Origin of the sequence: Bradyrhizobium sp. Ai1a-2 (assembly GCF_000426245.1) — a bacterium.
Classification (GTDB): Bacteria; Pseudomonadota; Alphaproteobacteria; order Rhizobiales; family Xanthobacteraceae; genus Bradyrhizobium.
In genome coordinates, this window is record NZ_AUEZ01000001.1 from 173,297 (window position 1) to 197,915 (window position 24,619).

The 24,619-nt window shown below is 59.6% G+C and carries 18 protein-coding genes; 9 read left to right on the forward strand and 9 right to left on the reverse strand.

Translation table 11 applies throughout. The annotated features are described in order from the left end of the window. Positions 1-129: 129 nt before the first annotated feature. The 6 genes from K288_RS0100815 (at position 130) to K288_RS0100845 (ending at position 11,559) form a co-directional block, all read left to right on the forward strand. Positions 130-2,364 carry a peptidase domain-containing ABC transporter gene (locus K288_RS0100815; RefSeq protein ID WP_027577870.1) on the forward strand — a complete coding sequence of 745 codons (2,235 nt, stop codon included), beginning with the start codon at positions 130-132 and terminating at the stop codon, positions 2,362-2,364. After that, positions 2,354-3,703 (forward strand): HlyD family type I secretion periplasmic adaptor subunit, encoded by a 1,350-nt coding sequence (locus K288_RS0100820; protein ID WP_027577871.1) that lies wholly within the window; start codon positions 2,354-2,356, stop codon positions 3,701-3,703. Before K288_RS0100815 ends, K288_RS0100820 begins: the two co-directional genes overlap by 11 nt. A gap of 104 nt (positions 3,704-3,807) precedes the next feature. Continuing rightward, the gene (locus tag K288_RS0100825) at positions 3,808-5,748 is read left to right on the forward strand and encodes a hypothetical protein (protein ID WP_343207706.1); all 1,941 of its coding nucleotides are present in this window, start codon (positions 3,808-3,810) and stop codon (positions 5,746-5,748) included. A gap of 216 nt (positions 5,749-5,964) precedes the next feature. Next, positions 5,965-9,858, forward strand: a complete 3,894-nt coding sequence (locus K288_RS44235; protein WP_084799435.1) for a glycoside hydrolase family 99-like domain-containing protein — start codon at positions 5,965-5,967, stop codon at positions 9,856-9,858. A gap of 37 nt (positions 9,859-9,895) precedes the next feature. Continuing rightward, positions 9,896-10,345 (forward strand): hypothetical protein, encoded by a 450-nt coding sequence (locus K288_RS0100835; protein ID WP_027577873.1) that lies wholly within the window; start codon positions 9,896-9,898, stop codon positions 10,343-10,345. A gap of 113 nt (positions 10,346-10,458) precedes the next feature. Beyond that, positions 10,459-11,559 (forward strand): polysaccharide pyruvyl transferase family protein, encoded by a 1,101-nt coding sequence (locus K288_RS0100845; protein WP_152535331.1) that lies wholly within the window; start codon positions 10,459-10,461, stop codon positions 11,557-11,559. Positions 11,560-11,719: 160 nt separating this feature from the next. Here K288_RS0100845 and K288_RS0100850 read toward each other — a convergent pair whose 3' ends face one another. The 6 genes from K288_RS0100850 to rfbA form a co-directional block, all read right to left on the reverse strand. Continuing rightward, positions 11,720-12,541, reverse strand: coding sequence for a glycosyltransferase family 2 protein (locus K288_RS0100850; protein ID WP_027577875.1), 822 nt, complete (start codon positions 12,539-12,541; stop codon positions 11,720-11,722). Next, positions 12,538-13,704, reverse strand: coding sequence for a hypothetical protein (locus K288_RS0100855; RefSeq protein ID WP_027577876.1), 1,167 nt, complete (start codon positions 13,702-13,704; stop codon positions 12,538-12,540). Before K288_RS0100855 ends, K288_RS0100850 begins: the two co-directional genes overlap by 4 nt. 90 nt (positions 13,705-13,794) lie before the next feature. Then, positions 13,795-14,349 (reverse strand): FkbM family methyltransferase, encoded by a 555-nt coding sequence (locus tag K288_RS0100860; RefSeq protein ID WP_152535332.1) that lies wholly within the window; start codon positions 14,347-14,349, stop codon positions 13,795-13,797. Positions 14,350-14,412: 63 nt separating this feature from the next. Continuing rightward, positions 14,413-14,568: a hypothetical protein gene (locus tag K288_RS50280; protein ID WP_084799426.1), complete on the reverse strand. Its 156-nt coding sequence runs from the start codon at positions 14,566-14,568 to the stop codon at positions 14,413-14,415. A 68-nt stretch (positions 14,569-14,636) separates the two neighbouring features. Beyond that, positions 14,637-15,704 carry a dTDP-glucose 4,6-dehydratase gene (rfbB, locus tag K288_RS0100870; protein ID WP_027577878.1) on the reverse strand — a complete coding sequence of 356 codons (1,068 nt, stop codon included), beginning with the start codon at positions 15,702-15,704 and terminating at the stop codon, positions 14,637-14,639. Positions 15,705-15,729: 25 nt separating this feature from the next. Next, complete coding sequence (gene rfbA, locus K288_RS0100875) at positions 15,730-16,605, reverse strand: glucose-1-phosphate thymidylyltransferase RfbA (protein WP_027577879.1); 876 nt, start codon at positions 16,603-16,605, stop codon at positions 15,730-15,732. 110 nt (positions 16,606-16,715) lie between these two features. Between rfbA and rfbC the strand changes: the two genes are divergently transcribed. Together rfbC and rfbD are read left to right on the forward strand one after the other, a co-directional pair. Beyond that, complete coding sequence (rfbC, locus tag K288_RS0100880; protein ID WP_027577880.1) at positions 16,716-17,270, forward strand: dTDP-4-dehydrorhamnose 3,5-epimerase; 555 nt, start codon at positions 16,716-16,718, stop codon at positions 17,268-17,270. Further along, positions 17,270-18,184, forward strand: a complete 915-nt coding sequence (gene rfbD, locus K288_RS0100885) for a dTDP-4-dehydrorhamnose reductase (RefSeq protein ID WP_027577881.1) — start codon at positions 17,270-17,272, stop codon at positions 18,182-18,184. The genes rfbC and rfbD overlap by 1 nt, the downstream gene beginning before the upstream one ends. A gap of 76 nt (positions 18,185-18,260) precedes the next feature. On the opposite strand, the gene K288_RS0100890 is transcribed toward rfbD, so the two are convergent. Next, complete coding sequence (locus tag K288_RS0100890; RefSeq protein ID WP_043159040.1) at positions 18,261-20,609, reverse strand: glycosyltransferase family 2 protein; 2,349 nt, start codon at positions 20,607-20,609, stop codon at positions 18,261-18,263. After that, entirely contained in the window at positions 20,606-22,519 is a 1,914-nt protein-coding gene (locus tag K288_RS0100895; protein ID WP_244443020.1) for a glycosyltransferase, read from the reverse strand. Before K288_RS0100895 ends, K288_RS0100890 begins: the two co-directional genes overlap by 4 nt. Positions 22,520-22,663: 144 nt before the next feature. Here K288_RS0100895 and K288_RS54600 point away from each other — a divergent pair, with 144 nt between their 5' ends. Continuing rightward, positions 22,664-23,014: a hypothetical protein gene (locus tag K288_RS54600; RefSeq protein WP_244443002.1), complete on the forward strand. Its 351-nt coding sequence runs from the start codon at positions 22,664-22,666 to the stop codon at positions 23,012-23,014. Between the two features lie 113 nt (positions 23,015-23,127). Here K288_RS54600 and K288_RS0100900 read toward each other — a convergent pair whose 3' ends face one another. After that, on the reverse strand, positions 23,128-24,000 hold the full coding sequence (locus tag K288_RS0100900) for a hypothetical protein (protein ID WP_027577884.1): 873 nt from the start codon (positions 23,998-24,000) through the stop codon (positions 23,128-23,130). Positions 24,001-24,619 lie beyond the last annotated feature (619 nt).

Genomic DNA, 24,619 nt, shown 5'->3' on the forward strand with positions numbered 1-24,619 from the left:
GCTAAATGTTAGTGTTCCTGTCGTTTTTGTTGTATATGTTAGTGCTAAGAACGCGCCGCTGGTCGTTCAGCGGTATGCCGTAAAAAATCTTAACAGACGCTCGCAACAGGTACATGGACTTAAGCTTTCATGATCACTCAAGCGCTCGCCCAGAATACTGATGCGGATCCGGTGCCTCCGTCCGCGCTCGGGTGTCTGATCATCGTCGCTCGACAGCACGGGCTGCATCTCACCTCGACGCAGCTTATCAAAGACAACCTGCTGACCGATCTGGAAGTGACACCTGATCAGCTCATCCGCTGCGCGGAGAAGGCGGGCATGCGGTCGAAGCTCGTCAAACTTGATTGGGACGGGCTTTCGCATCTGAAAAGGGCGCTGCCGGCCATTGTCCGATTGCGCAACGGAAGCCACATGGTGCTGTTGCGTGTCGAAGGGGATGCCAACAACACGCGCATCATATTGAGAGATCCGAATGCAGCGGAAGACGCGCTGCTTGTGATCGATCGACCGCGTTTCGAAGACATCTGGTCCGGGGATGTCGTTCTGGTCAAACGCAACTATGAAATCTCCGACGAGTCGCAGCCGTTCAGTCTCGGTCTCGTGGCCGCGCTGCTGTTCCGCGAGCGTCGCATGGTCCGGGACGTCGCAATCTCGGCGCTGATCCTTGGTTTTCTGGGTCTGGGCCCGATCATGTTCTGGCGCCTCGTATCGGACAAGGTGATCTTCTACCAAGCATACAACACTTTCTACGTGCTCTGTCTCGCGATGCTGATGATCATCGCCTTCGAGTCGATGTTCGCCTTCTTGAGGCAATTCCTAGTCCATCGCCTGACGACCCGGCTTGACGTCAAGCTGTCTACATACGTCTTCGAAAAGGTTCTCAATCTTCCCATTGACTATTTCGAGCAGACCGCTGTCGGCCTGGTCGCGCGCGACGTCCGTGAAGTGTTTCGCATCCGTACCTTTCTGATGGGGCAATTGTTCGGTACGGTTCTGGATTCGACCACGCTGATCTTCTTCCTGCCTGTCATGTTCTTCTTCAGTCCGATCATGACGTTGACGGTCTTGGCGTTCTCCGGACTGATTGTCGTTTGGCTCGTCTTGATGTTGCCGACCTACCGCAAGGCGTCGTCTGTCGTCCTTGCAGCGGAAGGCGCGCAGGGCGCATTTCTGGTTCAGACGCTAAACGGCATCCGGACGGTGAAGTCGCTCGCGCTCGATGCGCGGCAGCGCCATATGTGGGACGTGCTGGTCGCGCGCGTTGCCAAGGCCCGGCTTGCGGAAGGGATGACCGGCAACGCGATCCAGGTGGCCGTGCGCCCGCTGGAGCGGCTGGCGGTGAGCGGTTCTTATGCGCTCGGCGCTTATATCGCCCTGGTAAGCAACGATCCCGTCTACATCGGTGCGCTGTTCGCCTTTCTGATGTTGTCGCAGCGGGTCTCCGGTCCGCTGATGCAGATGGCGCAGCTCATCAATCAATATGACGAGGCGCGAAGTGCGGTCGCCGTTGTCGGCAATCTCGTCAACCAGCCTGCCGAGGAAGGGCGCTCCGGACACGGCGTCCGCTCGCCTCTTGAGGGCAACGTGGAGTTTTCCGGCGTCACCTTCAAATACAAGGGCGCGGTCTCGCCGGCGCTGAACCGCATTTCCTTCGAAGTTCCCAGGGGAACCACGCTTGGCGTGATGGGCAAGAGCGGATCGGGCAAGACCACCATCACGCGATTGTTGCAGCGACTGCACTCCGACTATGACGGCTTGATCAAGATCGACGGGATCGACGTTCGCGAATACGATGTCGATCATCTGCGTCGTAACGTCGGTGTCGTGCTGCAGGAGAACTTCCTGTTCAGCGGCACGATCCGGGAGAACATCTCTGCGGCCAAGCCTGATGCGACGTTCGATGACGTCGTCAAGGCGGCGAGGATGGCGGGCGCAGAGGAGTTCATCGACAAGCTGCCTCGCGGCTACGAGACCCACGTTTATGAAGGTTCGCCCAATCTGTCAGGAGGGCAGCGCCAGCGGCTTGCCATCGCGCGCGCGCTGATCGTCAACCCGCCGATCCTGATCCTCGACGAAGCGACCAGCGCGCTCGACGCAGACAGCGAGGCCATCGTGAACGCCAACATTTCGCGAATTGCGAATGGGCGGACGCTGATCATCATCTCGCACCGGTTGTCGTCGTTGACCGCGGCGGATGCCATTCTCGTGCTTAACCGTGGCGTGGTCGACGATATCGGGCGGCACGAGGAGCTGTTGGAGCGCAACGATATCTACAGCTCGCTTTGGTACCAGCAGAACACGCATTTGGCGCCAGCGAACCGCAACGACAGGCCGAACTTCCGGAGCCCGACCCTTGTCTCCTAATCAAGCTTCGCTTGCCACTGTTCGCCAATTCCAATCGGAAACCGATGCGATCCGGGAGGAGTCCGAGCCGCTGGTTGCGCGGGCCACCCTGTTTGTGCTCTCCGCATTCCTGGTTTCGATCGTCGCGATCTTGTGCCTGACGCGCGTCGATCGCGTCATCACCAGCGTCAACGGGAAGATCGTGCCGGCCGGTCAGATCAGCGTTCTGCAGGCGCTGGATCCATCGATCATCAAGACGATCGACGTACGTGAGGGCGAGCAGGTGCAGCCGGGACGGCTCCTTGCCACGCTCGACGCAACGTTCACGTCCGCTGACCTGACGCAGGCGAAATTGCAGATCGCGAGTCTCGAGACGCAAGTGGCGCGCGATGAGGCCGAGCTGAACCAGCAGCCGCTCGTCTTCGCCAACAAGTCGGACTCCGACTTCCAGAAATACGCGGCGCTGCAGAAGGCGCTCTATGACCAGCGGATGGCGCAATATACCGCTCAGGTCAATAGTTTCGAATCGAAGATCAACCAGACCCAGGCGACGATCGCCAAGCTTCGCGGCGACGATGCCCGGTATCGGCAGCGCGACGAGGTCTTGCAGAAGATCGAGGCCATGCGCACGACGCTTGCCGAGCATGGCACCGGCTCGCAGCTCAACATGTATATCTCGCAGGATACCCGGCTGGAACTGCTGCGGACACTGGAGAACACGCACAACAGCCTGATCGAAGCGCAGAATACGCTGGGATCGCTGATCGCCGATCGCGACGCCTTCAAGCAGCAGTGGTTTGCGCAATTGAGCCAGGATCTCGTGACGACGCGCAACAAGCTCGACGAAGGGAGAGCGACCTATGACAAGGCGCTGAAGCACCAGGATCTCGTGCGCTGGACCGCCGCGGAGCCCTCGGTGGTGCTGACGATGGCGAAGCTTTCGGTCGGCTCGGTCCTCAAACCCGGAGATCCCTTCATCACGCTCATGCCCCTCGACACCAAGCTTGAATCGGAAATCAGGATCACGTCGCGGGATATCGGCTTCGTCAGGGCTGGAGATCCATGCACCATGAAGATCGATGCCTTCAACGCGGCGGAGCACGGCACGGCTGAAGGCAAGGTGCGCTGGATCAGCGAGGGCGCATTTACGACGGATGAGGATGGTAAGCCGCTCGACTACACTTACTATAAGGCGCGGTGCTCGGTGGACTCGACCAATTTCAAGGACGTGCCGACCAATTTTCGCCTGATCCCCGGAATGACCCTTCAGGGGGACATCAATGTCGGCACCCGATCGGTCGCGATGTATCTGCTCGGCGGGATGCTCAAGGGCATGCGAGAGGCCATGCGCGAGCCATGACACTGTCGGCGCGATCGCTCTTTCAGTGGATTCGACCGGCTTCCGCGTTGTCCCAGGAAGGGCCATTTGAACGCGGAAAGGCTGCATACGAGAGCGGTCAGTATTTGGAGGCGCTCAAGCTCTGGAAGCTCGCGGCGGAGGCCGGCGAGGCCGAGGCGAATTATCGGATCGGAATGCTTTATGCGAAGGGCGAGGGCGTGGTGAGAAACGTCCCGGATGCCGCGATCTGGTTCGAGCGGGCCGCTCAGTCCGGCAACATCGAAGCGCAATTCCAGCTCGGCATGATCTTTCTATACGGGTCCAACGCGGTGCTCGGTCCTTATCGGCATGAAACATGGTACCAGTCCTCCGCCGCTCGATTGGGCGACGGGGCATCAAATGTGCAAGACCTGATATTCCCGCACGGAACGAGTGTCGCGAAAAATGTCGACGCCGCCTTTCGATGGATGTCGGCCGCGGCGGAAGGCGGGAAAGCCGAGGCGCAGACGATCCTCGGCAACATGTATAGCGAAGGGCAGGGTTGTACGAAGGACTTCCAGCCGGCGCTCCGATGGTATCGGGCCGCGGCTGAACAGAACTGTGCGCCGGCTGAATTTGCGCTTGGCGACGTCTACTATCAGGGCCGGGGTGTCCCCGTCGATCTCGAGCAGGCCGCGATCTGGTATCGCAAGGCGGCCGATCAGGACCATGTGAGGGCGGAGGTTGCGCTTGCCTTCATGAACCTGAAGGGGGCGGGGATGCCCGAGGCTCCTGCCGAAGCGGCACGCCTGTTCCAGAATGCGGCAAAGCACGACGATGCGATCGCGCTCTACAACGTCGGTCTGCTGCGCTTGAACGGCAAGGGCATTGCCAAGGATCTCGACCTGGCCGAAACCGCGCTGCGCAAGGCGGCGCGAAAGGACTACCTTCCAGCCATCCAGGCGCTGGCAGAGTTCTATTCGCACGGAGCGGGTGCCGAGCCGGACCTGCGGGAAGCCGCAACCTGGTACGAGAAGGCCGCCGAGCGGGGCGACGTGCAGGCGCAGTTTTTCATGGGTCGCTTTTACGCGACCGGAACGGGTGTCTCCCCGAATATTCGTCAAGCCGCGAAGTGGTTCGAGCGTGCAGCCGAGAACGGCCACGCGACCGCAGCGTTCAACATCGCGATCTTCTATCTCAACGGCTCCGGCGTCGAACGCAATGCCGAAGCCGCGATCAAGTGGTTCGAGCGTGCTTCGGAGGGTGGCATCAGCGCCGCGCAGGTGCAGCTCGGCAGGCTGTATTCTATAGGCAATGGCGTTCCGCGCGATCAAAAGCTGGCGGGAGAATGGCTGAGCAAGGCCGCGGTTGGCGGAGATCCTGACGCCAAGACGGCCTATGCGCTCTTCTTGCTTCATCACGATGGTTCGGCGGACCGCCGCGCGGAGGTGCAGTCGTTATTGACCGAAGCTGCCGAAGCCGGCTACGCGCCGGCGGCATTCCAACTCGGTGCGCTGCACATCGGCAAGTTCGGCGGAATTTCGAATGTTCAAGGCGCGATCCCATGGTTCACGCGCGCGGCCAAGGCCGGGCATGTCGAAGCTGAATATACTCTCGCACTTCTGTACTCCGATCCGAACAGCGGCGTGAGCGATGCGCAAGCTGCAGCGTCCTGGATGGCCACGGCCGCGCGCTCAGGCAATGCGGCCGCGCAGTTCCAGCTTGCTGTGATGTATTGCACCGGCAATGGCGTCGTCCAGGATGTCGCTCAGGGTTTGAACTGGTACGAGGTGGCCGCGCAGCAGGGACACACTGTCGCGCAGTACAACCTTGCTGTGATGCTCGGAAGAGGGCAGGGCCGCGAAGCGGATCCGAAGAAGGCGGCCGAATGGCTTCAGAAAGCGGCGGAGCAGGGGATGGCGGAGGCGCAGATTGCGCTCGGAGACGCGTTGATGTCGGGCGCCGGCGTTGCGCAAGATAAGGATATGGCGGCGCATTGGTATCAGCAGGCAGCGCGGCAGAACAATGAAGGCGCGGTGCGCCGCCTGAAGGCGATCGGCTTGACGCTGGTGGATACTGAGCGATGACGAATGACGCTGTCCGTTTCGGAGCGGAAAGATGCAAAAGGAGGCAAGCGACAGCGACAATTCGAGCACAACTGAAGCTTGCTTTCATATCGAAGACAGAAAGAGTGCGCTAGTCTCGCGCTTGCGAAGTGAAGTGCTCAACGCTGAAGTGAATGTGTGAAGATGGCTGATTTTCTTTCGAAGCTCGCGCGCGACGCGGGTCAAAAGGAGCCTCGGATGAGGCGCAGTGCGATCGGAAGGCCTCAACCCAAAGGCGAACCAGGCGCTGCAACGACAAACAGCGCGGCCGCGAAGGAGCCTGTAGGCAAGCAGCCGGAGCTTGAGCCCAAGCCAGCCGCAGTGGCCGTCGATCTCACGGGGGCCGCGCAAACGCTCAAGGGGCTTGGGCTGTTCGATGAAAACTTCTACGCGACGAGCTACCCGGATGTGATCGCTGTGGGTGCCGATCCATTCGAGCACTTCTTCCTCTATGGCTACAAGGAGGGCCGCAAGCCCAATCCGATCTTCGATCCGATCTGGTACGTCACGACCTATCCCGACGTGAAGGACGTGGATGTGCAGCCGCTACTGCACTATGCATCAATCGGTGAGCCTGAAGGGAGGCGGCCGAGCCCATATTTTCAGCCCGCCTGGTACCGCGAAAAGTACGGCATACCGGAGAAGGAGAGTCCGCTCGCGCACTATCTGAAGAACCGTGTCGGACCGTTCAGCCCGATTCCGGAATTCGACGCGCAACACTATCTACAGACCTACCAGGACGTTGCGACCGCCGGAGTCGATCCGTTCGAACATTTCATCTTCCACGGCTACAAGGAAGGGCGCAATCCGTCGGCCGAGTTCGATACCAAGTTCTACATCCAGCGCTACTTCAAGGGTAAGATCGACCAAAATCCGCTGCTGCATTATCTGGAGCATCGCCACGAGGACGGCATCTATCCGTCGCCGCCGGAAAACGAAGCCACCATTCCGGCTGAGATCAAGCGCTTCACCAAGCCGAGCGCGCAGTTCGAGGAACTGCGTCCCTTGCCCGGCAGCGCCAAGCCGCGTGCAAAGGTCCTGGCCTATTATCTGACCCAGTTTCACGCGTTCCCTGAGAACGACAAATGGTGGGGCACCGGCTTCACCGAGTGGACCAACATCGCCCGTGGCGTGCCGCGATTCAAGGATCACTACCAGCCACGGATCCCGCGCGATCTCGGTTTCTACTCGCTGGGCGACATCGAAACCATGCGCAAGCAGGTGAGAATCGCCCAGGCGGCGGGCATTCATGGCTTTGTCTACTACTATTACTGGTTCAACGGCAAACGCCTGCTGGAAAGGCCGCTCGAGCAGTTCCTGAAGACGCGCGACATCAACATGCCGTTCTGCCTGATGTGGGCGAACGAGAACTGGACGCGGCGCTGGGACGGCATGGAAGGCGAAGTCCTGATCTCGCAGGACTATCTCGCTGACGACGATGAGCGATTGTTGTCGGACTTCAACCGGCACTTCAAGGACAAGCGGTATATCCGCATCCAGGGCCGGCCGCTCCTGATGATCTATCGCCCGCGCCTGATTCCCGATACCGCCAAGGTGATCGCGCGCTGGCGTTCGATCTTCGCGAAGAAGTTCAATGAAGATCCGATCATCATCATGAGCCAGAGCTTTGATGATTACGATCCCACTCCGAACGGCATGGATGGCGCGATCGAATTTCCGCCGCACAAGCTCACCAAATATGTGCCGCTGGTCAATTCCGAAGCCAAGGTCCTGGACGACACCTATTCGGGCCAGATCTACAGCTATGACGACGTCGCCAAATATTCGATCGAGGAGCCGCGCCCGAATTTTCCGTTGATCAAGACCGTGGTGCCAAGCTGGGACAATGACGCACGCCGCCAGGGCACCGGTCTCGTGATCCAGGGATCGACGCCGCAGAAATACGAGGCGTGGCTATCGACGCTGGTCGAGCGGGCACAAAAGCACACGTTCTTCGGCGAAGCCTTCGTCTGCGTCAACGCCTGGAACGAATGGTGCGAGGGTGCCTACCTCGAACCGGATCTGCACTTCGGATCGGCTTACCTGAACGCGACCGCGCGAGCGGCCACCGGCCTGACGCGCGACCTTTCACTGCCAAAGATTCTGCTGATTGGGCACGATGCGTTCCCGAGCGGCGCGCAGCATTTGTTGCTCAATATCGGCAGGACGCTGCGGAGCGCCTTCAACATTGAGGTCGAGTATCTATTGCTGCAGGGCGGTGCCATGGAGGCCGAATACGCTTCTGTGGCCCCGCTCACCGTTCTCAAGCAGGCGGCCGAAATCCCCGCAACCTTGCGGCACTTCCGGGAGAAGGGGTTCACGGCTGCGATAGCGAACACCACGGCGAGCGGACGCGCCACCAAGTTCCTTGCCGAGATGGGTTTTCGCACCATTTCGCTGGTGCACGAACTGCCGCGGATCCTTCGCGAGAAGAATCTGGAGGACGTCGCGCGCATGGCGATCGGCAGCGCGCAGCACGTCGTGTTCGCCTCCGAATTCGTCCGCGACCGGCTGGCGGAAGCGCTCAAGCTCGACGCCGGAGACGGGCGCTTCCTGATCCGCGCGCAAGGCAGCTACAAGCAGATCGAGCCGGCGCCGGCCGAAGCCGTTTCGGTCCGCAAGGAGTTTGGCATCGCTCCCACCGACAAGATGGTGCTCGGGGTCGGCTATGCGGACCTGCGCAAAGGCTTCGATCTGTTCCTGCAGGTTTGGAACCTGGTTCGGCGCCAGCACCCGAACGTCCACTTCTGCTGGGTCGGCGGCATCGATCCCGGCCTGCAGGAATGGTTGGGGCCTGAAATCCTGCGCGCTGAGGCCACCGGCCGTTTCCATCTCGCCGGCTTTCGTTCCGACATGCAGGCGCTCTATTCCGCTTCTGACATCTACGCACTGACCTCGCGCGAGGATCCGTTCCCGACGGTGGCACTCGAGGCGCTCAGTGTTGGCGTGCCCGTGGTTGCCTTCCAGGACTCCGGCGGCATCCCCGGCTTCCTGCTCAAGGAGAACGTCGGTCGCGTCGTGCCCTATTGCGATGCGCCGGCGATGGCGCAGGCGGTGGAGAACTTCCTGCGCTGGGCGCCATCGGAGGCCGAGCGCGCCCGCATGACCGAGATCATCCAGACCAAGTTCGCGTTCGCAGACTATGTCCGCGATTTGCTCCGGCTTGCCGTACCGTCGCTGCCGACCATCTCGGTTGCGGTTCCCAACTACAACTACGCGCACTGTCTCCCGGAGCGGCTTTACACCATCTTCGATCAGAACCATTCGGTCGAGGAGATCATCGTGCTGGACGACTGCTCCTCCGACGACAGCATCCCCGTCATCATGAAACTCGCCGACGAGCGCCAGCGCGATCTCACACTCGTGATCAATGAGCAGAATTCCGGTTCCGTATTCGCGCAATGGGCCAAGGCGGCGGAGATGGCGAGGGGCGAGTTCCTCTGGATCGCCGAAGCTGACGATCTTTCCGAGCCCACCTTCCTCTCGAGCCTTCTCGCGCTGATGAGCGGGGACCCCGACATCGCGTTCGGCTTCACGGACTCGAAATCGATCGACGCCGACGGCGCCCATCTTTATGCGAGCTACAAGCCCTATTACGCCACCATCGAGCCCGGCGGATTATCGCGGACCGAGGTGTTCGACGGCCGCGATTTCGTGACCCGCTATCTCGGTGTCAAAAATACTATCCTGAACGTCAGTTCGGTGCTGTGGCGCCGCGAGGCGTTGCTGCGCGCACTCGAAGCGTGCCGGGGCGACCTTCGTGATCTTCGCATGGCTGGTGACTGGCGCATTTATCTGGAGACGCTCGGCACGCGAGGCGCCAAGATCGCTTACGTCGCCGATCCCCTCAACATCCACCGTCGCCACGCCGCGAGCGTCACGCATTCGCTAAAGGCACAGAAGCACATCGAAGAGATCGATAGCATGCACCGTGTCGCCCGCGAGCGGTTTGGCTTCACGGACCGCGAAATCAAATCGCAGGCCGCCTACATAGAAGAGGTGACTGCGCAGCTGCTCGGGGGGCCGCAGGAAGCGGAGAAGCCGAAGCGGGCCGCGGCAAAGCCGCCGGCCAAGGTAAGTGCCAAGGCGTAGGGTCCTGGGAATAAACCAGTACAGGTTGGGGTTATCTATGTTCGTTCCGTCTGCCGTTTCGTTGCTCAACACGCTGAAGATAGACTACGCGACTTTTGAAAAGGGAGGACGAGTTGAAATACCCTCGGGGCTTTTCAAGTTGTTGCTTCAGATTGCCGTTGCTGCCGCCGAGTTCGACGAAGATAGCTATTTGCGACAAAATCCTGACGTTGCGAGAGCAGTTGCTCGCGGCGAGCTGGAAAGTGGGCACATGCACTATATCGGATTTGGGTATTTTGAAGGTCGGCGCGGGGCGGGGCCGATTGTGGACGCAGAGTGGTATCTTGGCAAATATCCGGACGTTGCGGCGGCAGTTAAAGATGGCCGGGTAAAATCAGCGGAGGCGCATTTTCTTTCGATCGGCGCCGGAGAAGGGCGGTCGCCCGCGGCCGAGTATGAAGCCGAGGCAGCCCAATGGAAATCAGCTATCAAAGGAATTATAGGATGACCTGCTGTTGCAGCTCCAAGTTTATTCGGATGCCAATAATTAAGCGCAATGTTGGCAGAGATGAATCCGATACAAATCGGTCCATGACCTGATACCACTGCCGGAGGAGCGCTGTGAACATTTTCCTGCTTGGAGCAACTCCGAGCATATCCGCCGAGCTGGGCGAGGACCCACTCTCAAAACTGGCGAAGACCGGCGGCAATACCGGCAATCAGCTGATTGCGCGCGGTCTGCTCGATCGAATCGTATACGACGATATTTCCTGGGATCACCGTGTTGATCCCAAGGTTGTGCATGAACGTTTCGATATGATCGTCGTGGCGGCGGCTAATTTCCTGTTTCCGAAGTTCGACCTCGGGGGCATGGCGGACTATATCGAGCGGGCTGATTTGCCGGTGGCAATCGTGGGGCTGGGAGCTCAATCCAGCAACTACGATCCCAATATAACCTTGATGCCGGGTACGGAGCGGTTCGTGAAGGTCATCGCGGAGCGTGCCGTCAGTATCGGCGTGCGCGGTCCCTACACACAGCAGGTGCTGGCGCATCGTGGTGTGCACAACGTAATGGTAACCGGCTGTCCCTCCTATTACATGGGAGGACCTGGCGGAATCAGCATAAAGCCGCGGCCGTTCGAGGAGATCAAACGCATCTCCATCAATGCGTCTCGAGACGTTATCGCTCACTCCTTCGACAAGGATAAGATGCGGGCACTCGTGCAAGATATCTACAGCACGGGGATCGCCTGGAAGGCAGACTTCATCGCTCAAAGCGAACAATCTGAAATCAGATTGGCCGATAAGCCGACGAAAGATGTCGAAGAATCAATGAAAGAACTTTCGTCGTTCTTGGCCGGCAACGTTCCCGAAGCCGACGTACGAAGCTGGGCCGCCGATCACGTCCGTGTCTTCTTTGACGTGGACGATTGGTTCAGCACTATTCGAACCTATGATTTCGTCTTCGGTAGCCGCTTCCATGGTTGCATGATTGCTTTGCAGCGCGGCGTTCCCGCTATCGTTATCTGTCATGACACTCGTACGGAAGACATGTGTCGATTCCTCGGGATGCCTTATGTGAGCATCGTGGATTTGAAGAGAATCAATGTCGGCGAGCTTTACGGCATGGTCGACGCGCCAACGCTTAACGCGCGTTATGCTGAACTCTATCCAATATACTGCAACTTCTTGAAACTGAATCGGCTTGTCGTGAAACCCTAGGGGGCGATTGCTCTAAGGTAGCGTGCGGGAGGTTCGCAAAGCTGGGAGGCTGAAGCGGTCATGGTGAGTCTGGTGGTTGCGAAGACCACCGCTCAGTGAGGAGCAAGGACCACCATGACCGGGACGAGGAGAAAATTTTTGACGGAGCGGCACAAGTTATTCAGTCGGGTATGGTATAATCCGAGAATGGTAACTTGAGGCCGCCCTTGGATAGTATGTTTTGTAGTTCTGGTGCGGAGTACTTCTTGTGGTTTTTGAATTGGGCCACAAAGTCTTTGTACTTGTCGGACGGCATATGCAGGAACTGGCCGAGCCTGTTCGTGGCTGGTATCGCGCTAATATCGGAGACGTCGTAGTCCCTTGAGAGTTTCTGTTTCGAATGGGCGACCATGATGTCGAATGGCTTATAGTGGTAGTGTACGTACGCGAAATCGGTGTTCTCAAAAGTTGCTCCCTCCGCGCCAGTCACGTTGTGAAATCCATGATCGGTCGTGTTAAACGATCGGCGCGAGAAGAAGTGCTTTTTCTGAGCCCAGTTCATGAAGACGCCCGCCTTGCCTATCAAGTTGGGATAGGAATGGTACGCTTGGAAGATTGCATGCTTTCCGGCAAGCTTCTCCAGCTCTGCCAGAATTGAGGATTTGTCGCATCGGATAATCTGGTCGACGTCGCGCAGCGCGAAAAATTCATCGCAATCGAGCGGAAGGATGAAATCGTAGCCATCGTTTGCGAGCTCTTTAATGAAAGTCCCAAGCCAAATACTTCGCGATCTGTGATCTTCCAGCGTCTTCCGGGAGTAGTTGACGTTCACTCCAAGCTTGCTGTAGCGATCTAAAATCGAAAGAGTGCCAGGATTCGTAGACCCATTGTCAAATACATAGAGATGCTCGAGTCCGAACAGCTCGCCGTGGTAACAAAGCCAAGGCGCTATCAAGTCGTCCTCGTTCTTTTCCACCATCACGCACGCAGCTTTGATACTCATCTTCCTTGCTCCAAGATTTCCAGGGGTACCCGGACCAGATCTCTGTTCAGTCCGCCCTTGCAGTCGGTCCAATTTGCGCGCGTGAGATATAGATAGAGTTGTCCGTTTGCGCTGTCGAAAAAGCGCGAACTGCTATGATGGTCGATCAACGACGGATATTCGTAGAAGGTGCCGCATCCAGTTCCACCCGACCAAGGCGAGACCTTCAAGAGGAGCTTTGGACTAGACCAATGTATCAAGTCCGTCGAACTCGAATAGTAGACGCCGGTTGTGTCGGGGCTCGCCGTCCTTCGCATGAAGACGCCAACCCAGTTGTTGCCAACACTAATTACCGACCTGATTTGACCCAGGATATTGCCAGGAGATATGGCGTCGCATTCTGCCGTTTCGCTGGTCTCGTCGTCTGGCCCCGTGAAAGGCTGACTGAACGAACCGTTGCGATATGACACCCAGTTTCCAAGCACGTCGCTTAGCGGCGCCCGAAACAGGCAGTTGCGAGGCTTTGAATCGAGCTCCGCCCATATGAAGACATAGGCGAAGCCGTCCTTAACAATTGCATTCGAGGTGGTAAAGAAGCCGTATCGCTTGCCGCGGTTTGGATCGTAGCTCTTCGGAGGAATTGCTACGGATTTTGATTTCGGATCGCGGGGAAAGTTGAAGTGCAGGCTTTCGCCATCAGGTACGAGCGCCAGTATCGAGCTGAACCAACACGAGGATGGTTTAACTGAGTTGACCGTGCACTGGTGATGACGGTAGCCAGAAAACTCGTGGCTTGCGAGTGCAATCACGCTGTCGTTCGAGGGAACAAGTGCTTGGATCCAGTATCTCGTATCGAAAGCGGCCGCGTCATGTGATTCCGCTCCGAAGGATGAGATTGTGCAATTCGGCTTGAGATCGTTGAAGCTGCGTCCAACGAGAAACTGGTTCTTGAAGTGAGCCGCTATCAGGGCGATCGAATTGTCGCGCCTTCTGAAAGCTCGCGCGGGAGAATCGGGAATGAAGTCGTCAGCGCACTTCTGCGTCGACCATTTATACACTACCGTTTCGGGCCCGGACGGTCGAATGGTCGGTCCGTTGGGCTGGTCTGCCACCGCGATCGTAGCGGTTAGAAAGATCAGAAGGGAGACCGCAGATGCGAGGAGTTGGGTGCGAACAGTTGGCATACTAGTCATCGATGGCTTGAGTGTTTGACGTTTGCCATCACGCCTACGTTTAACTAGGCCCGGACAACGCCTATCAGTGTGCAAATTTCCTCATTCCCAGTCTGTCAGTTTCGTAACGGCAGCGACCGCGTTCCTGATTTCGTTGTGCTCGTGCTCGGTGATTTCAAGGGGATACCGGTTCCAGTGCCACTCGACCCGCAGATCGATGATGCGCTTGAGCATGCCAGTATCAAGCAACCGCTTTAGCACCTTGTACTCCGCGCCTTCGATGTCCATCTTAAGGACCAGGAGATCATCATCCGATGTATTCTCCCTTAGCCATCGGTCGAGATCGATGCTCTGCGCTCGATATGGAGCTTCGTAATCCACCGACCAGTTGGGCGAACTCTTCTTGCCGGTTAGAACGGTTGACGATTGGTCTGAGGCCGTACCGAAGTAAAAATTCACTATTCCATCTGTGATCCAGGCTGCATATTCCATCACGTGTACATTTGAATCGTGTGCCTTGAAATCGCGTCGTAGCTTGTCCGCTAATGATGGAGTCGGCTCGAAGGCAAAGGTGATGAAAGCAGGGTTCTCCGCCTTGAATCGTCTGACGGTATGCCCGTGATTTGCACCTAGATCGACATATACTTTCCGCGCCATCGCCGCGAGCTCCGCAGATTGGATCAATGTCTTCCGACGTTTACGCCCGACGTGATGGGCCGATCAATGGTGGGTTTTGCAGATCGGAGCCGCACCCTGCTGCAGTTTCCCGATCTTCTCCGCATCCTTGTCGATGCGACTAATGTCGTGAGGCAGATCGGCGAAGCAGGTTCCGGGTACCGAGCCGGTGTGGCCGGCTCCAATCATCGCTGTGCGCATCGTGCTATTTATCCAACTTGCCGATCACGGCGGGAGTGAGGCGGTGTCGTTGCGCGAGGGGCACTGCGCTACTTGCTCAACCCGACGCGCTTCGCCTGATATCCGCGCGCCAGGATCTCGCGCCACCAAGGCTGCTGGTTGACGTACCAATGCACGGTCTTGGCGATGCCGGTCTCGAAAGTTTCTTCGGCGCGCCAGCCGAGGTCGCGTTCCAGCTTGGAGGCGTCGATGGCATAGCGGCGGTCGTGGCCCGGGCGGTCGGCGACGTAGGTGATCAGGTTGCGGCGGGCGCCTTGCGCGCCCGGTGCGATCTCGTCGAGGAGATCGCAAATGGTTTCGACCACATGCAGGTTGGTGCGCTCGTTGCGGCCGCCGACATTGTAGGTCTCGCCGACGACGCCGCGCGCGAGCACCAGCGTAAGCGCCTTGGCATGATCCTCGACATAGAGCCAGTCGCGAATGTTCTTTCCGTCGCCATAGACGGGCAGGGGCTCGCCGGCCAGGCCCTTGATGATCATGTGCGGGATCAGCTTCTCCGGGAAATGGTACGGGCCGTAATTGTTCGAGCAGTTGGTGACCAGCGTCGGCAGGTCGTAGGTCTCGCGCCAGGCGCGCACCAGATGGTCGGAGGAAGCCTTGCTTGCGGAGTAGGGCGAGTTCGGCGCGTACGCCGTGGTTTCCGTGAAGAAGCCGTCATCGCCGAGCGAGCCGAACACTTCGTCGGTGGAGATGTGGAGGAAACGGAACTGCTCGCGCTTCTCAGGCGAGAGCGTGCGCCAATGGCGCAGCGTCTCCTGCAGGAGCGTGAAGGTGCCGACGATGTTGGTCTGGATGAATTCGCCGGGGCCGTCGATCGAGCGGTCGACATGGCTCTCGGCCGCGAGGTTCATCACCGCGTCGGGCTGATACTTCTCGAACAGACGGCGCAGCCCGGCGCCATCGCAGATACATTGCTTCTCGAAGGCGTAGTTCAGGTTCTCCTTCGCGCCGGGTAACGAGTCGAGATTGGCGGCATAGGTGAGCTTGTCGATGTTGACCACCCGGGCGTGACTGTCGCGCAGGAGATGACGGACCACGGCTGAGCCGATGAAGCCGGCGCCGCCCGTGACAAAGATAGTCGAGCCCTTAAAGCGCATGATCTATCGCCTCCATGCAGTGGAATCAGCCGTTAAGCGAGCGGGCAACGGACTTCAGATATTCGCCGTAGCTGCTTTTCGCGGTCTTTGCGGCCACCTTCTCGAACGCTTGAAGCGAGATGTAACCTTGCCGCAGCGCGATCTCTTCGGGGCAGGCGATGCGCAGACCCTGGCGCTGCTCGAGGATCTGGACGAAATGGCTGGCCTCGACCAGCGAGGAGTGCGTGCCGGTGTCGAGCCAGGCGAAGCCGCGGCCGAGCACCTCGACAAAGAGATCGCCGCGCTCAAGATAGGCGTTGTTGACGTCGGTGATTTCGATCTCGCCGCGGGCCGACGGCTTGATACCAGCGGCGATCTCGACGACGTTGTTGTCATAAAAGTATAGCCCGGTGACAGCTACGTTGGACTTTGGCTGTTTCGGCTTCTCTTCGATCGAGAGCGCGCGGCCGGTGTGATCGAGTTCGACGACCCCATAGTGCTCGGGCGTGTTGACGACATAGCCGAACACGGTCGCGCCCTGGTTGCGGGAGGAAGCGGCGGACAGCATTTCCGGCAACCCGTGCCCGTAGAAAATGTTATCGCCTAACACAAGGGCGACCGAGTCCGAGCCGATGAAATCGCGGCCTACGATGAAGGCGTCCGCAAGCCCACGGGGCGTCTCCTGCGTGGCATAGGAAAAGCGCAGGCCGATCTCGCCGCCGTCGCCGAGCAGCCGCTGAAACAGCGGCTTGTCTTGCGGCGTCGAAATGATCAAAATGTCCCGAATTCCGCCCAACATCAGCGTCGACAGCGGATAATAGATCATCGGCTTGTCGAACACGGGCAGAAGCTGCTTTGATACGACCGTCGTCACTGGGTAAAGGCGCGAGCCCGTCCCGCCGGCAAGGATAATGCCCTTCATAGCCCCTCACGTTTTGCTATCACAAAACATAACATATAATGTGATGTGCACAAGGTTGTTATCAATGCAGTGATAACATTGTATGTCAGCAATTTCGAAGTGTTGTGAAAATGAATGTCATCCAGACCGAGCTTCCTGAAGTCCTCATCGTCGAACCCAAGCTGTTCGGCGATCAGCGGGGCTTTTTCCTCGAAACTTATCAGTCCTTTCGTTACGCCGAGCACGGGATCGCGCGGCCGTTCGTGCAGGACAACATGTCACGCTCGAGTTTCGGCGTGCTGCGCGGGCTCCACCTGCAAAATCCCGTTACGCAGGGAAAACTGGTCACGGCGCTGCGCGGCAAGGTGCTGGATGTCGCCGTCGACGTTCGGGTCGGCAGCCCGAATTTTGGACGCCACGTTGCGGTCGAATTGAGCGAAGAGAACAGGCGACAGCTCTGGGTCCCCCGCGGCTTCGCGCACGGATTTGTCGTTCTTTCCGAGACTGCCGACTTTTTCTACAAATGCGACGATCTTTACAGCCCCAAGGATGAGGTCTCGATCCGCTGGGACGATCCCGCGATCGGCATCAAGTGGGGGGTCGAAAAGCCATCATTGTCGGCCAAGGACGCCGTGGCGCCGCTGCTCGCCGACGTTCAAAACCTTCCAGTCTATGGGCAAATCTGATGCGGATCTTGTTGACGGGTACCCATGGCCAGGTGGGCGGCGCGTTGCAGCCACTGCTGGCAAACCACGGCACGATCATCGCGCCGTCACGCGCGGAGTTCGACCTGTCGAAGCCCGATACGCTGGCTGAAACGCTCGACAGTTTCCGACCCGATCTCATCATCAATCCTGCGGCCTATACTGCGGTGGATCGCGCCGAAGACGAACGCGAGCTCGCCTTCCTCGTCAACGCCAAGGCGCCAGAGATGATGGCGAAGTGGGCGGCACACCATCGCGTGCCGCTGGTGCATTTCTCCACCGACTATGTCTTCGACGGCTCCGGCGACAAGCCGTGGCGCGAGGACAGTCCGACGAACCCGCTCTCGGTCTACGGCGCCAGCAAGCTGGCCGGCGACACCGCGATCCAGGCGGCCGGCGGGCCGCATCTCATCGCGCGCACGTCCTGGGTCTATGCTGCCAAGGGAGCCAACTTCCTGCGCACGATCGCGCGACTGGCCGGCGAGCGCAAAGAGTTGCGCATCGTCGCCGACCAGATCGGCGCCCCGACAACGGCAAGGGCGATTGCTGACGCGATCGCCGGCATCGTGCTTCCAAACGCGTTGGACTCGAACGCGCTGTTCCTGCGCAACAGCGGCGTGGTCAACCTTGTGTGCGCTGGCGAGACCAGTTGGCACGGCTTTGCAAGCGCCATTGTCGCCGGCCTCAGGGCGCGCGGCGTGGAGCTTGCCGTGGAGACCATCGCTCCGATCGCAACCGCCGATTTTCCGACCAAGGCCAAGCGGCCCAATAATTCTCGGCTCGATCTATCGCGCCTGAAAAATCAGTTCGGAGTGACGATGCCGACTTGGCAGGATGCCTTGGCACCGGAGCTCGATGATTTCGTCGCGCTGCAAAGGATGCCGCCAAGCTCGTGAGTGGCCGCTCCAGCCGCAACACGTCTTTTTGGGATGCCATCGACGTGCCGAGCCCTTGAGGGCGCGGCCCGCTGCGTCAAAATCCCAACGGCAAGTCACGGGCCCTCGCTACAAGGTTGTACCGGGGGGTGCGCGGTCCCGGGGGCCAAGCCAGGCCACTATAGGGAACCCCATCGCGCGACAGCTGCGGATTGTAGGTCGGGTCTTCATTGAGCAACTCGCCCCAGCGCGTGCGAAGCAGGCTGAGCTCGCGTTCGAATCGATCTCTCCGGTCTGCGCGATCGTCCTTGCCCCGGCTGGCGGATTCGGCGTGGACCAGCTTCGCGTGCGGCGTGAAGACGATGCGCTTGCCGGCCTGGCGCAGGCGCAGGCAATAGTCGACATCATTGAATGCCACCGCAAAGCGAGCCTCGTCCATTCCGCCGACGGCAAGATAGTCGCTTCGTCGCGTCACGAGGCAAGCCGCGGTCAGCGCACTGCATTCGTGCGCGACCAGTAGCTGATCAACAAAGCCGGGATCATCGCTGAATCGATCAGTATAGGCGTGGGTCGCCGCGAAGTTCATTCCCAATACGACGCCGCCATGCTGCACGACCCCGCCCGGCCAGGTTAAGAGCGCACCGACCGCACCGACGTCCGGCTCGGCCAGCCGCGTGAGCATCTCTTCAAGCCAATCGTCGGAGCCTGCCTCGATATCGTTGTTGAGCAGACACAGGACGTCGCTATCGAGCATCGCAGCGGCTTGATTGTTGAGCCTGGCGAAGTTGAACGGCCCTTCGATCCGTAAAGTGCGGAAGCCGCGCCCGCGCAGATCTGCGAAATAGTCGATCGTCTCCGGATCAGCGCTATCGTTGTCGACAACCAGGATATCCGCATGGCAACGTTCGACCGCGGGCGCAATGCTGTCGATGCAGGTGCGCAACAGCGAGAGGCGGTCGCGGGTCGGGATGACTACGGTCACCCGTTCGCGCGGGATCGGCCGAATAATTCGAACTGCGGGAAAGAGATTGCCTTGCTGCTGACTCGCCTCCGCCCGGATGCCGCGCGCGCGCAGATGCATGTTGCTCGCGGCCGAAAGCAGAGAGCCGGCGTTTACCCGATTGAGTTTCGGCAGCGTCGCCAACGCTCCCGGCAGGTGCAGGATGTTCGCCTGTTCTGGACCGGCCTGATCGAGCAGGCAGTTGAACAGACGATAGAGGTTGTCGGGACGCGCCTCAAGACCCGCTAGCAGCGCTTCTCGTCGGACCGCGAACAGGTGCGCACAATATCCTTGCTCGAGCATTCTCTCGTAATCGAACGCCGGAAAGGCAAGCGGCCAGAGACGGCCGTCGTCAGCGAGGAAGTCGAGATCGCCATACAATGCCGTAACATCCGGATAGGCGTCGAATGCGGCTGCGATACGAGCCAGCGCGCTCTGCTCGAGCGACATGCCCGCCATGGTGACGACGATGTGCTGCGCATCGGATGCGGCGTCTTCGAGAAACTCCAGGAGGCCGTCGCCGTCAATGGAAAGCGGCTGACCGTCGATCACGCCCGCAGTCCAGTTTTCATGACTCTGCGCCTCCAGGGTGGAGAGCGTTTGCTGGGCTCCGGCGGTGCCGGCGATAACAACCGCAAGTTGAATTCGGCTCGCTCGCGGCTCCGGCAACGGGAAACGATCGCGCCAATTCGCATAGTCGGCGAGGGGAAGCGAGGCCGGAATGAGCTGATCGTACAATTTGCCGCGCAGGCGCTCCGCGCCGTGGCCTCCGATCGCGTCAATCATTCCGGCAAGGCCGTCGGGAAACGCCACGAAGACTGCCGTTGCCGGAACCTGTTCGCCGTCGTCTTTGCGCAGTCCGATTCGATGGACACGTCCGTCCGCGAAGCGTTGCGGGGCATGGAAATCGAAGGCGCGGGCGTTGCGGGATCCATGACCGTTGGCATCGTCGCCGATGTGCGTCCAGGCCGTTGCACGGACCTGCGCGACGGTTTCTCCATCGACGATCGCTTCGAGTGTGGCCGCGATTTCGCTATCGATCCAGCCTTCAAAATGCAGGCCACCCAGCCAACGCAATTCGCTGGTTGGTCGGAGATCGACAAGTGCGCCGTGATTCTCAAGGTCGATAGGTTGGCCGATGGGGTTTCCGAGATTGGCCAGGCGCGCCTCGAGGATGCTCGCGGTTCGGAGCAGATCCGGCGCGAGGGTTACCGCGAACCCGCAAGCGCCATCCAGGCCTTGCTGAGAGAGCTCGGGGACGAGGGAATCGGCGTAGGTCGTTCTCGAGACCAGACCATCGAGCAGGATATCGACGGTGAAGCGGCGCTCCGGGGCCTCGGGATCAAATACAAAGCCCGACACCGTGCTGTCGCGAGCGAGCGCAAGCCGGCTGATCAGTTTCGGTCTGGCCACCGATGCTGTGCGGGTGACGCGCGCGATGCTCATGACTGTCCGACCCAGTCGACTACGGCATCGACAAGTCCTGCCTCGTCCACATTGGCAGGAATGGCAAGATCGCCCTTGCGAGGCTTGGGCAATCCGCCCGACCAGTTGCGATATGCGACAGGTCTCAAGGCTTGCTTTGCGGTCTCAATCAGCGGATGGCCGAATATTGGTTCCTCGAAATCGGTGAGCAGCCAGCCCGGATCATGCGGCGCCAGAACATCGCCAAGCTCGTCGGCTGCAACCGCGCCCGTTATGAAGACGTTAGAGTGCGACATCAGCCGGTCATCGTCACACGTCGTGCCGGCAATGACGATCGATCGGGATGGCTCGTGTCGCTGCAGGTGATCCGCCAGCCTTCGCATCACGCGCAAGGATGCGGGCGAGGGCGCAGATGGAACGATGACAAGCGATTTATTCGGGCCTGAAAGCGGCGGCAGGTTGAGGGACCGGGTTGGCCAATCCTGGAGGACGATGTTGCGTTTGGGCCACCTAGCCTGCGCAAAAGCCTGGGCTGCCTTGTTGGGGACGAGAAGGGGTATCTCCTCGGGAAGCGAGACATCCGCTTCGCCAATGCCTCCTCTTACCAGCCAGAAATCGAGCCGAAGGTTGAGCGTTCGCATCAGATCGATTAGCTCCGGAAATGGATTCGGCTCGACGATCTCGACTCGTTTTGCACACAGCCGCGCAAGGATCTCGGCGGCGTCGGCGGTGGCCGCTTCCGTGCCTAGTCTCAAGTGAATCGCCTGCGGGCTCGCGCCGTCGGCGGCCTTGAGGTGAAAAACATCGCGTTCTCGCAAGAGTAGAACGGCGCGCTCGCCATGCTCGCGAAGATGGCGAGCGCGCTCCTCGGCCATGGCCGCGCAGGAGCGTTGATTCCCGACAATCAGCACGGATGGTTCTGACGACCAAGGCTGCGCCCGCTCGAGCGCTGCTCGCGCCGGTCGTAACGGATCGGCGGTCTCAAACGCGCGGCATTCGTTCCGATGGTTCGGGAATCGCTGGTCTAGAACGCCCAGATTGCGGAGCACCAGGCTTCGCTTTTCGAGCTGGAAGGATTTCGAGCCGTGATGCCCGACATAGACCGACGGCGCGCAAACATTGCGAAAGCCTCTAGCACGCGCGCGAAGGCAGAGATCGACATCCTCGAGATAGCCGCGCTCGAACGTTTCCGACAGTCCGCCGACGGCATCGAGACAGGCGCGTGTAATATAGAGACAAAATCCGATGCCGCTTGGCACGTCGATTGCGTCGCCGGCGTTGGCAATGGCCGCGATCCGATCGATCTCGACTATTTGCTCATAGCTCGGCATCGGATTGACATCATTCGGCATCGGGAACGAGAAGATATCACCGTTGTTGGAAAGCGGCGTAATCGTTCCGATGTTGGGTGCCGAACGCGCCACCGCCGCCAATCGATCGACAAAGCCAGGTGCTGCGATGGTGTCGGAATTGAGCAGCACGACGTCGCCCGTTGGCACCTCCTTCAGCGCACGATTGATCGCTCCCACGAAACCGAGATTTACTGCGTTCACAACAAGGTCGATCGCATTGGCAGCGGCAAGCTCTTGCAGATAGTGCCGCAACTCCGCCTCAGGGCTGGCATCGTCGACCGCCAGAATGCGGAACGGATCTTTTCGTGACCTACCAGAATCTCTTGCTTTGACGAGGCTTTCGAAGCAATCGATCGTTGCCTGTACGTCACGATAGACAGGAACGATGACTGTGGGGGCGGAGGTGCCAGACCTTGGCCGAGCGGAGCGAGACGCGTCCGCTTGGACATCTGCCGGCGGAGACAGGTTGGGTGCGAGCCGCCGAATCTGGAAGACCTCTCCGTCGCATTTCAGCGTCAGTGTCTGAGGTGTCCTGGATGGTGGCCGCCTCACGAGAAAGGCGGTCGCCTGAACGTCCATGCTGGCCAAGGGATGAAATGAATTGGGCTCGAGCAGGCTCGTTAGCGTGCCGTCTTCAGTAGCAAGGCTCGCTTCGACTGTGGTCGCCTTGGTCCAGGCGACCCAGCCTGTCACGTGATTGTCAAACACCGAGCAGGCGGCCCAGTGCCGATCCCCGGCACGCCGGAGCTCCGCAATGGCTGCTCGCAGGATGGCTGGACTGCCGTCACGGCTTATCAGATTTGCAGCAGCGGCCCGCCGTCGATCGTCCGTGGCCCAGGCGAGCATCCGACGGTTGGCCCCGACATCCGAGGGGTCGACAAGAAGCGCGTCTGTGAGGTCGGCCAGCGCCGCTTCTTTGCGTTCAAGCTTCCAGTTCGCCTCCGCGCGAAGAACGAAGCAATGGGCCGCTGGCGGCGGCTCAACACGGCAGCGTCGATCCGCGTATTTGAGCGCTGTGACAAAGTCCTGAGCTGTCAGCGCCTGCGCCGCCAGGCGCTCAAGCGCTATATGTGACCGAAGTCCGACGAGCGCTGTGGCGTCGTTGACGGTGCCGAGAACCATTTGACCGTGCCCTGACCGATTGCGGTCGCTTGCCGGCGTTCCGAAGCTTCAGTGTCCGGATCGCTTCAAGTGACCGAACTCTCTTGGCGCGGTCGGCTGCGGAACACCCGAACCCGCCCCGAACCAGCAGGCTTTCGTGGCTTGACGGGCGTTGCGACCTGCTCCGGGGCTGCGATCCGTTCGATGCCGATGCGAATGCCAACCAGAGGCTCGCGATTGGTCGGGCCCGACAGCACCACGCGTTTGCCGACCGCGCGCAACGTCGGTGCGTTCAAGAACCCTGCCTCCGCAACGAACTCCAATTCGTCGGTGCCGCTCAACTCCAGGACCACGCCCGTAATGGGTAGAGCTCGCCCACGTGTGCCGGCGTAGGCGCCAAGCGGCACCATTCTGCCGCTCCCCGCCTGACCGTTGGCGAACTGGACCGCATAGTGGATATCAAGACCGGCGGGCTTCTCCGGCCATTCCAGGGCCACGCCTTCCACACGGGACGGTGCCGTCGGGCCTGCAATCCACGCGTTGGGCCCGACAACGACGTCGCCGCGACCTGCTACGTGGCCAAGCACCTTCAGGCCCTCCGTCGCAGCGTTCACGTGCAAGCCCAGATTCTCGGTTTGCGCAGCGACGAGGTGGGTTCGGCCGGATTGGATCGGTTCAATGCGAACCACGGCGGCTTGCGATCCTCCAAGTCGCATGGGATGGACTTGGACCTGCAAAGTGCCGGGCATGTTGACGCGGACCACCAGGCCGGAATTCGGCTCCCAAAGAGTTGGCTCGGTCGCGTCTGGGTGGAGGATGATCTCCATCCGTCTTTCGTGGCCCTCGGCAGGAGCGACCGTGACATGAGGTGGAGAGAGGGAGTCCTCGGCACTCCTGTAGTTCACGAAGAACAGTCCGCGGTCGAGATTCACCACTTTCTGCTGCTCAGCGTCGCTCATTAACATCCCCGAAACAGAGCCTAACAATTGTAATCTACTTCAGTTCGCCAACATATCATACGTGGTCGCCCAAAAGTTAGACATGTTTGTTATCGCGAACTGAACGGACTTCGGGCAAACGGCCTAAACGTCATGCAACCGTAGATCGCATTTCACATTTTTTCGCGTTTCAATCCAGCCTCGCAGCCAAATGTGCTCCGGCGAGCCGAAACGCAGTGGAGAGAACCTTCCAAGACGCTCAAGGTGAGAATGATGTGACTACCAACCCGAACTGCGAAAGCGCGAAGCTGGTTACCACGACAAGACACCCGCCGCGTCAGCAAAGGTAAGTTAGGGAAGCGCCCTCAAGCGTGAGGACGAGCGCCAATTCGTAGATCCCGACGGCGAGAGAGAACGACGGATGTACTCCGTCTCTGCACTCAACAATGCCGCCATCCGGCGGAGCCTGTCGTTTTCATCTCGGAGCAGTGCGATGGAGTCGGCGATGTTCTCGACACTGCTCAGATCAAGATGCCGGATTTGCGGTTGGCAGTCGGAAGGAGGTCGTTTGAATTTCATGCGTTGCCTACCCGCCTGCCCCTTGTATTCCTGAGACTACACTGAGTTTCAACATTCGTAT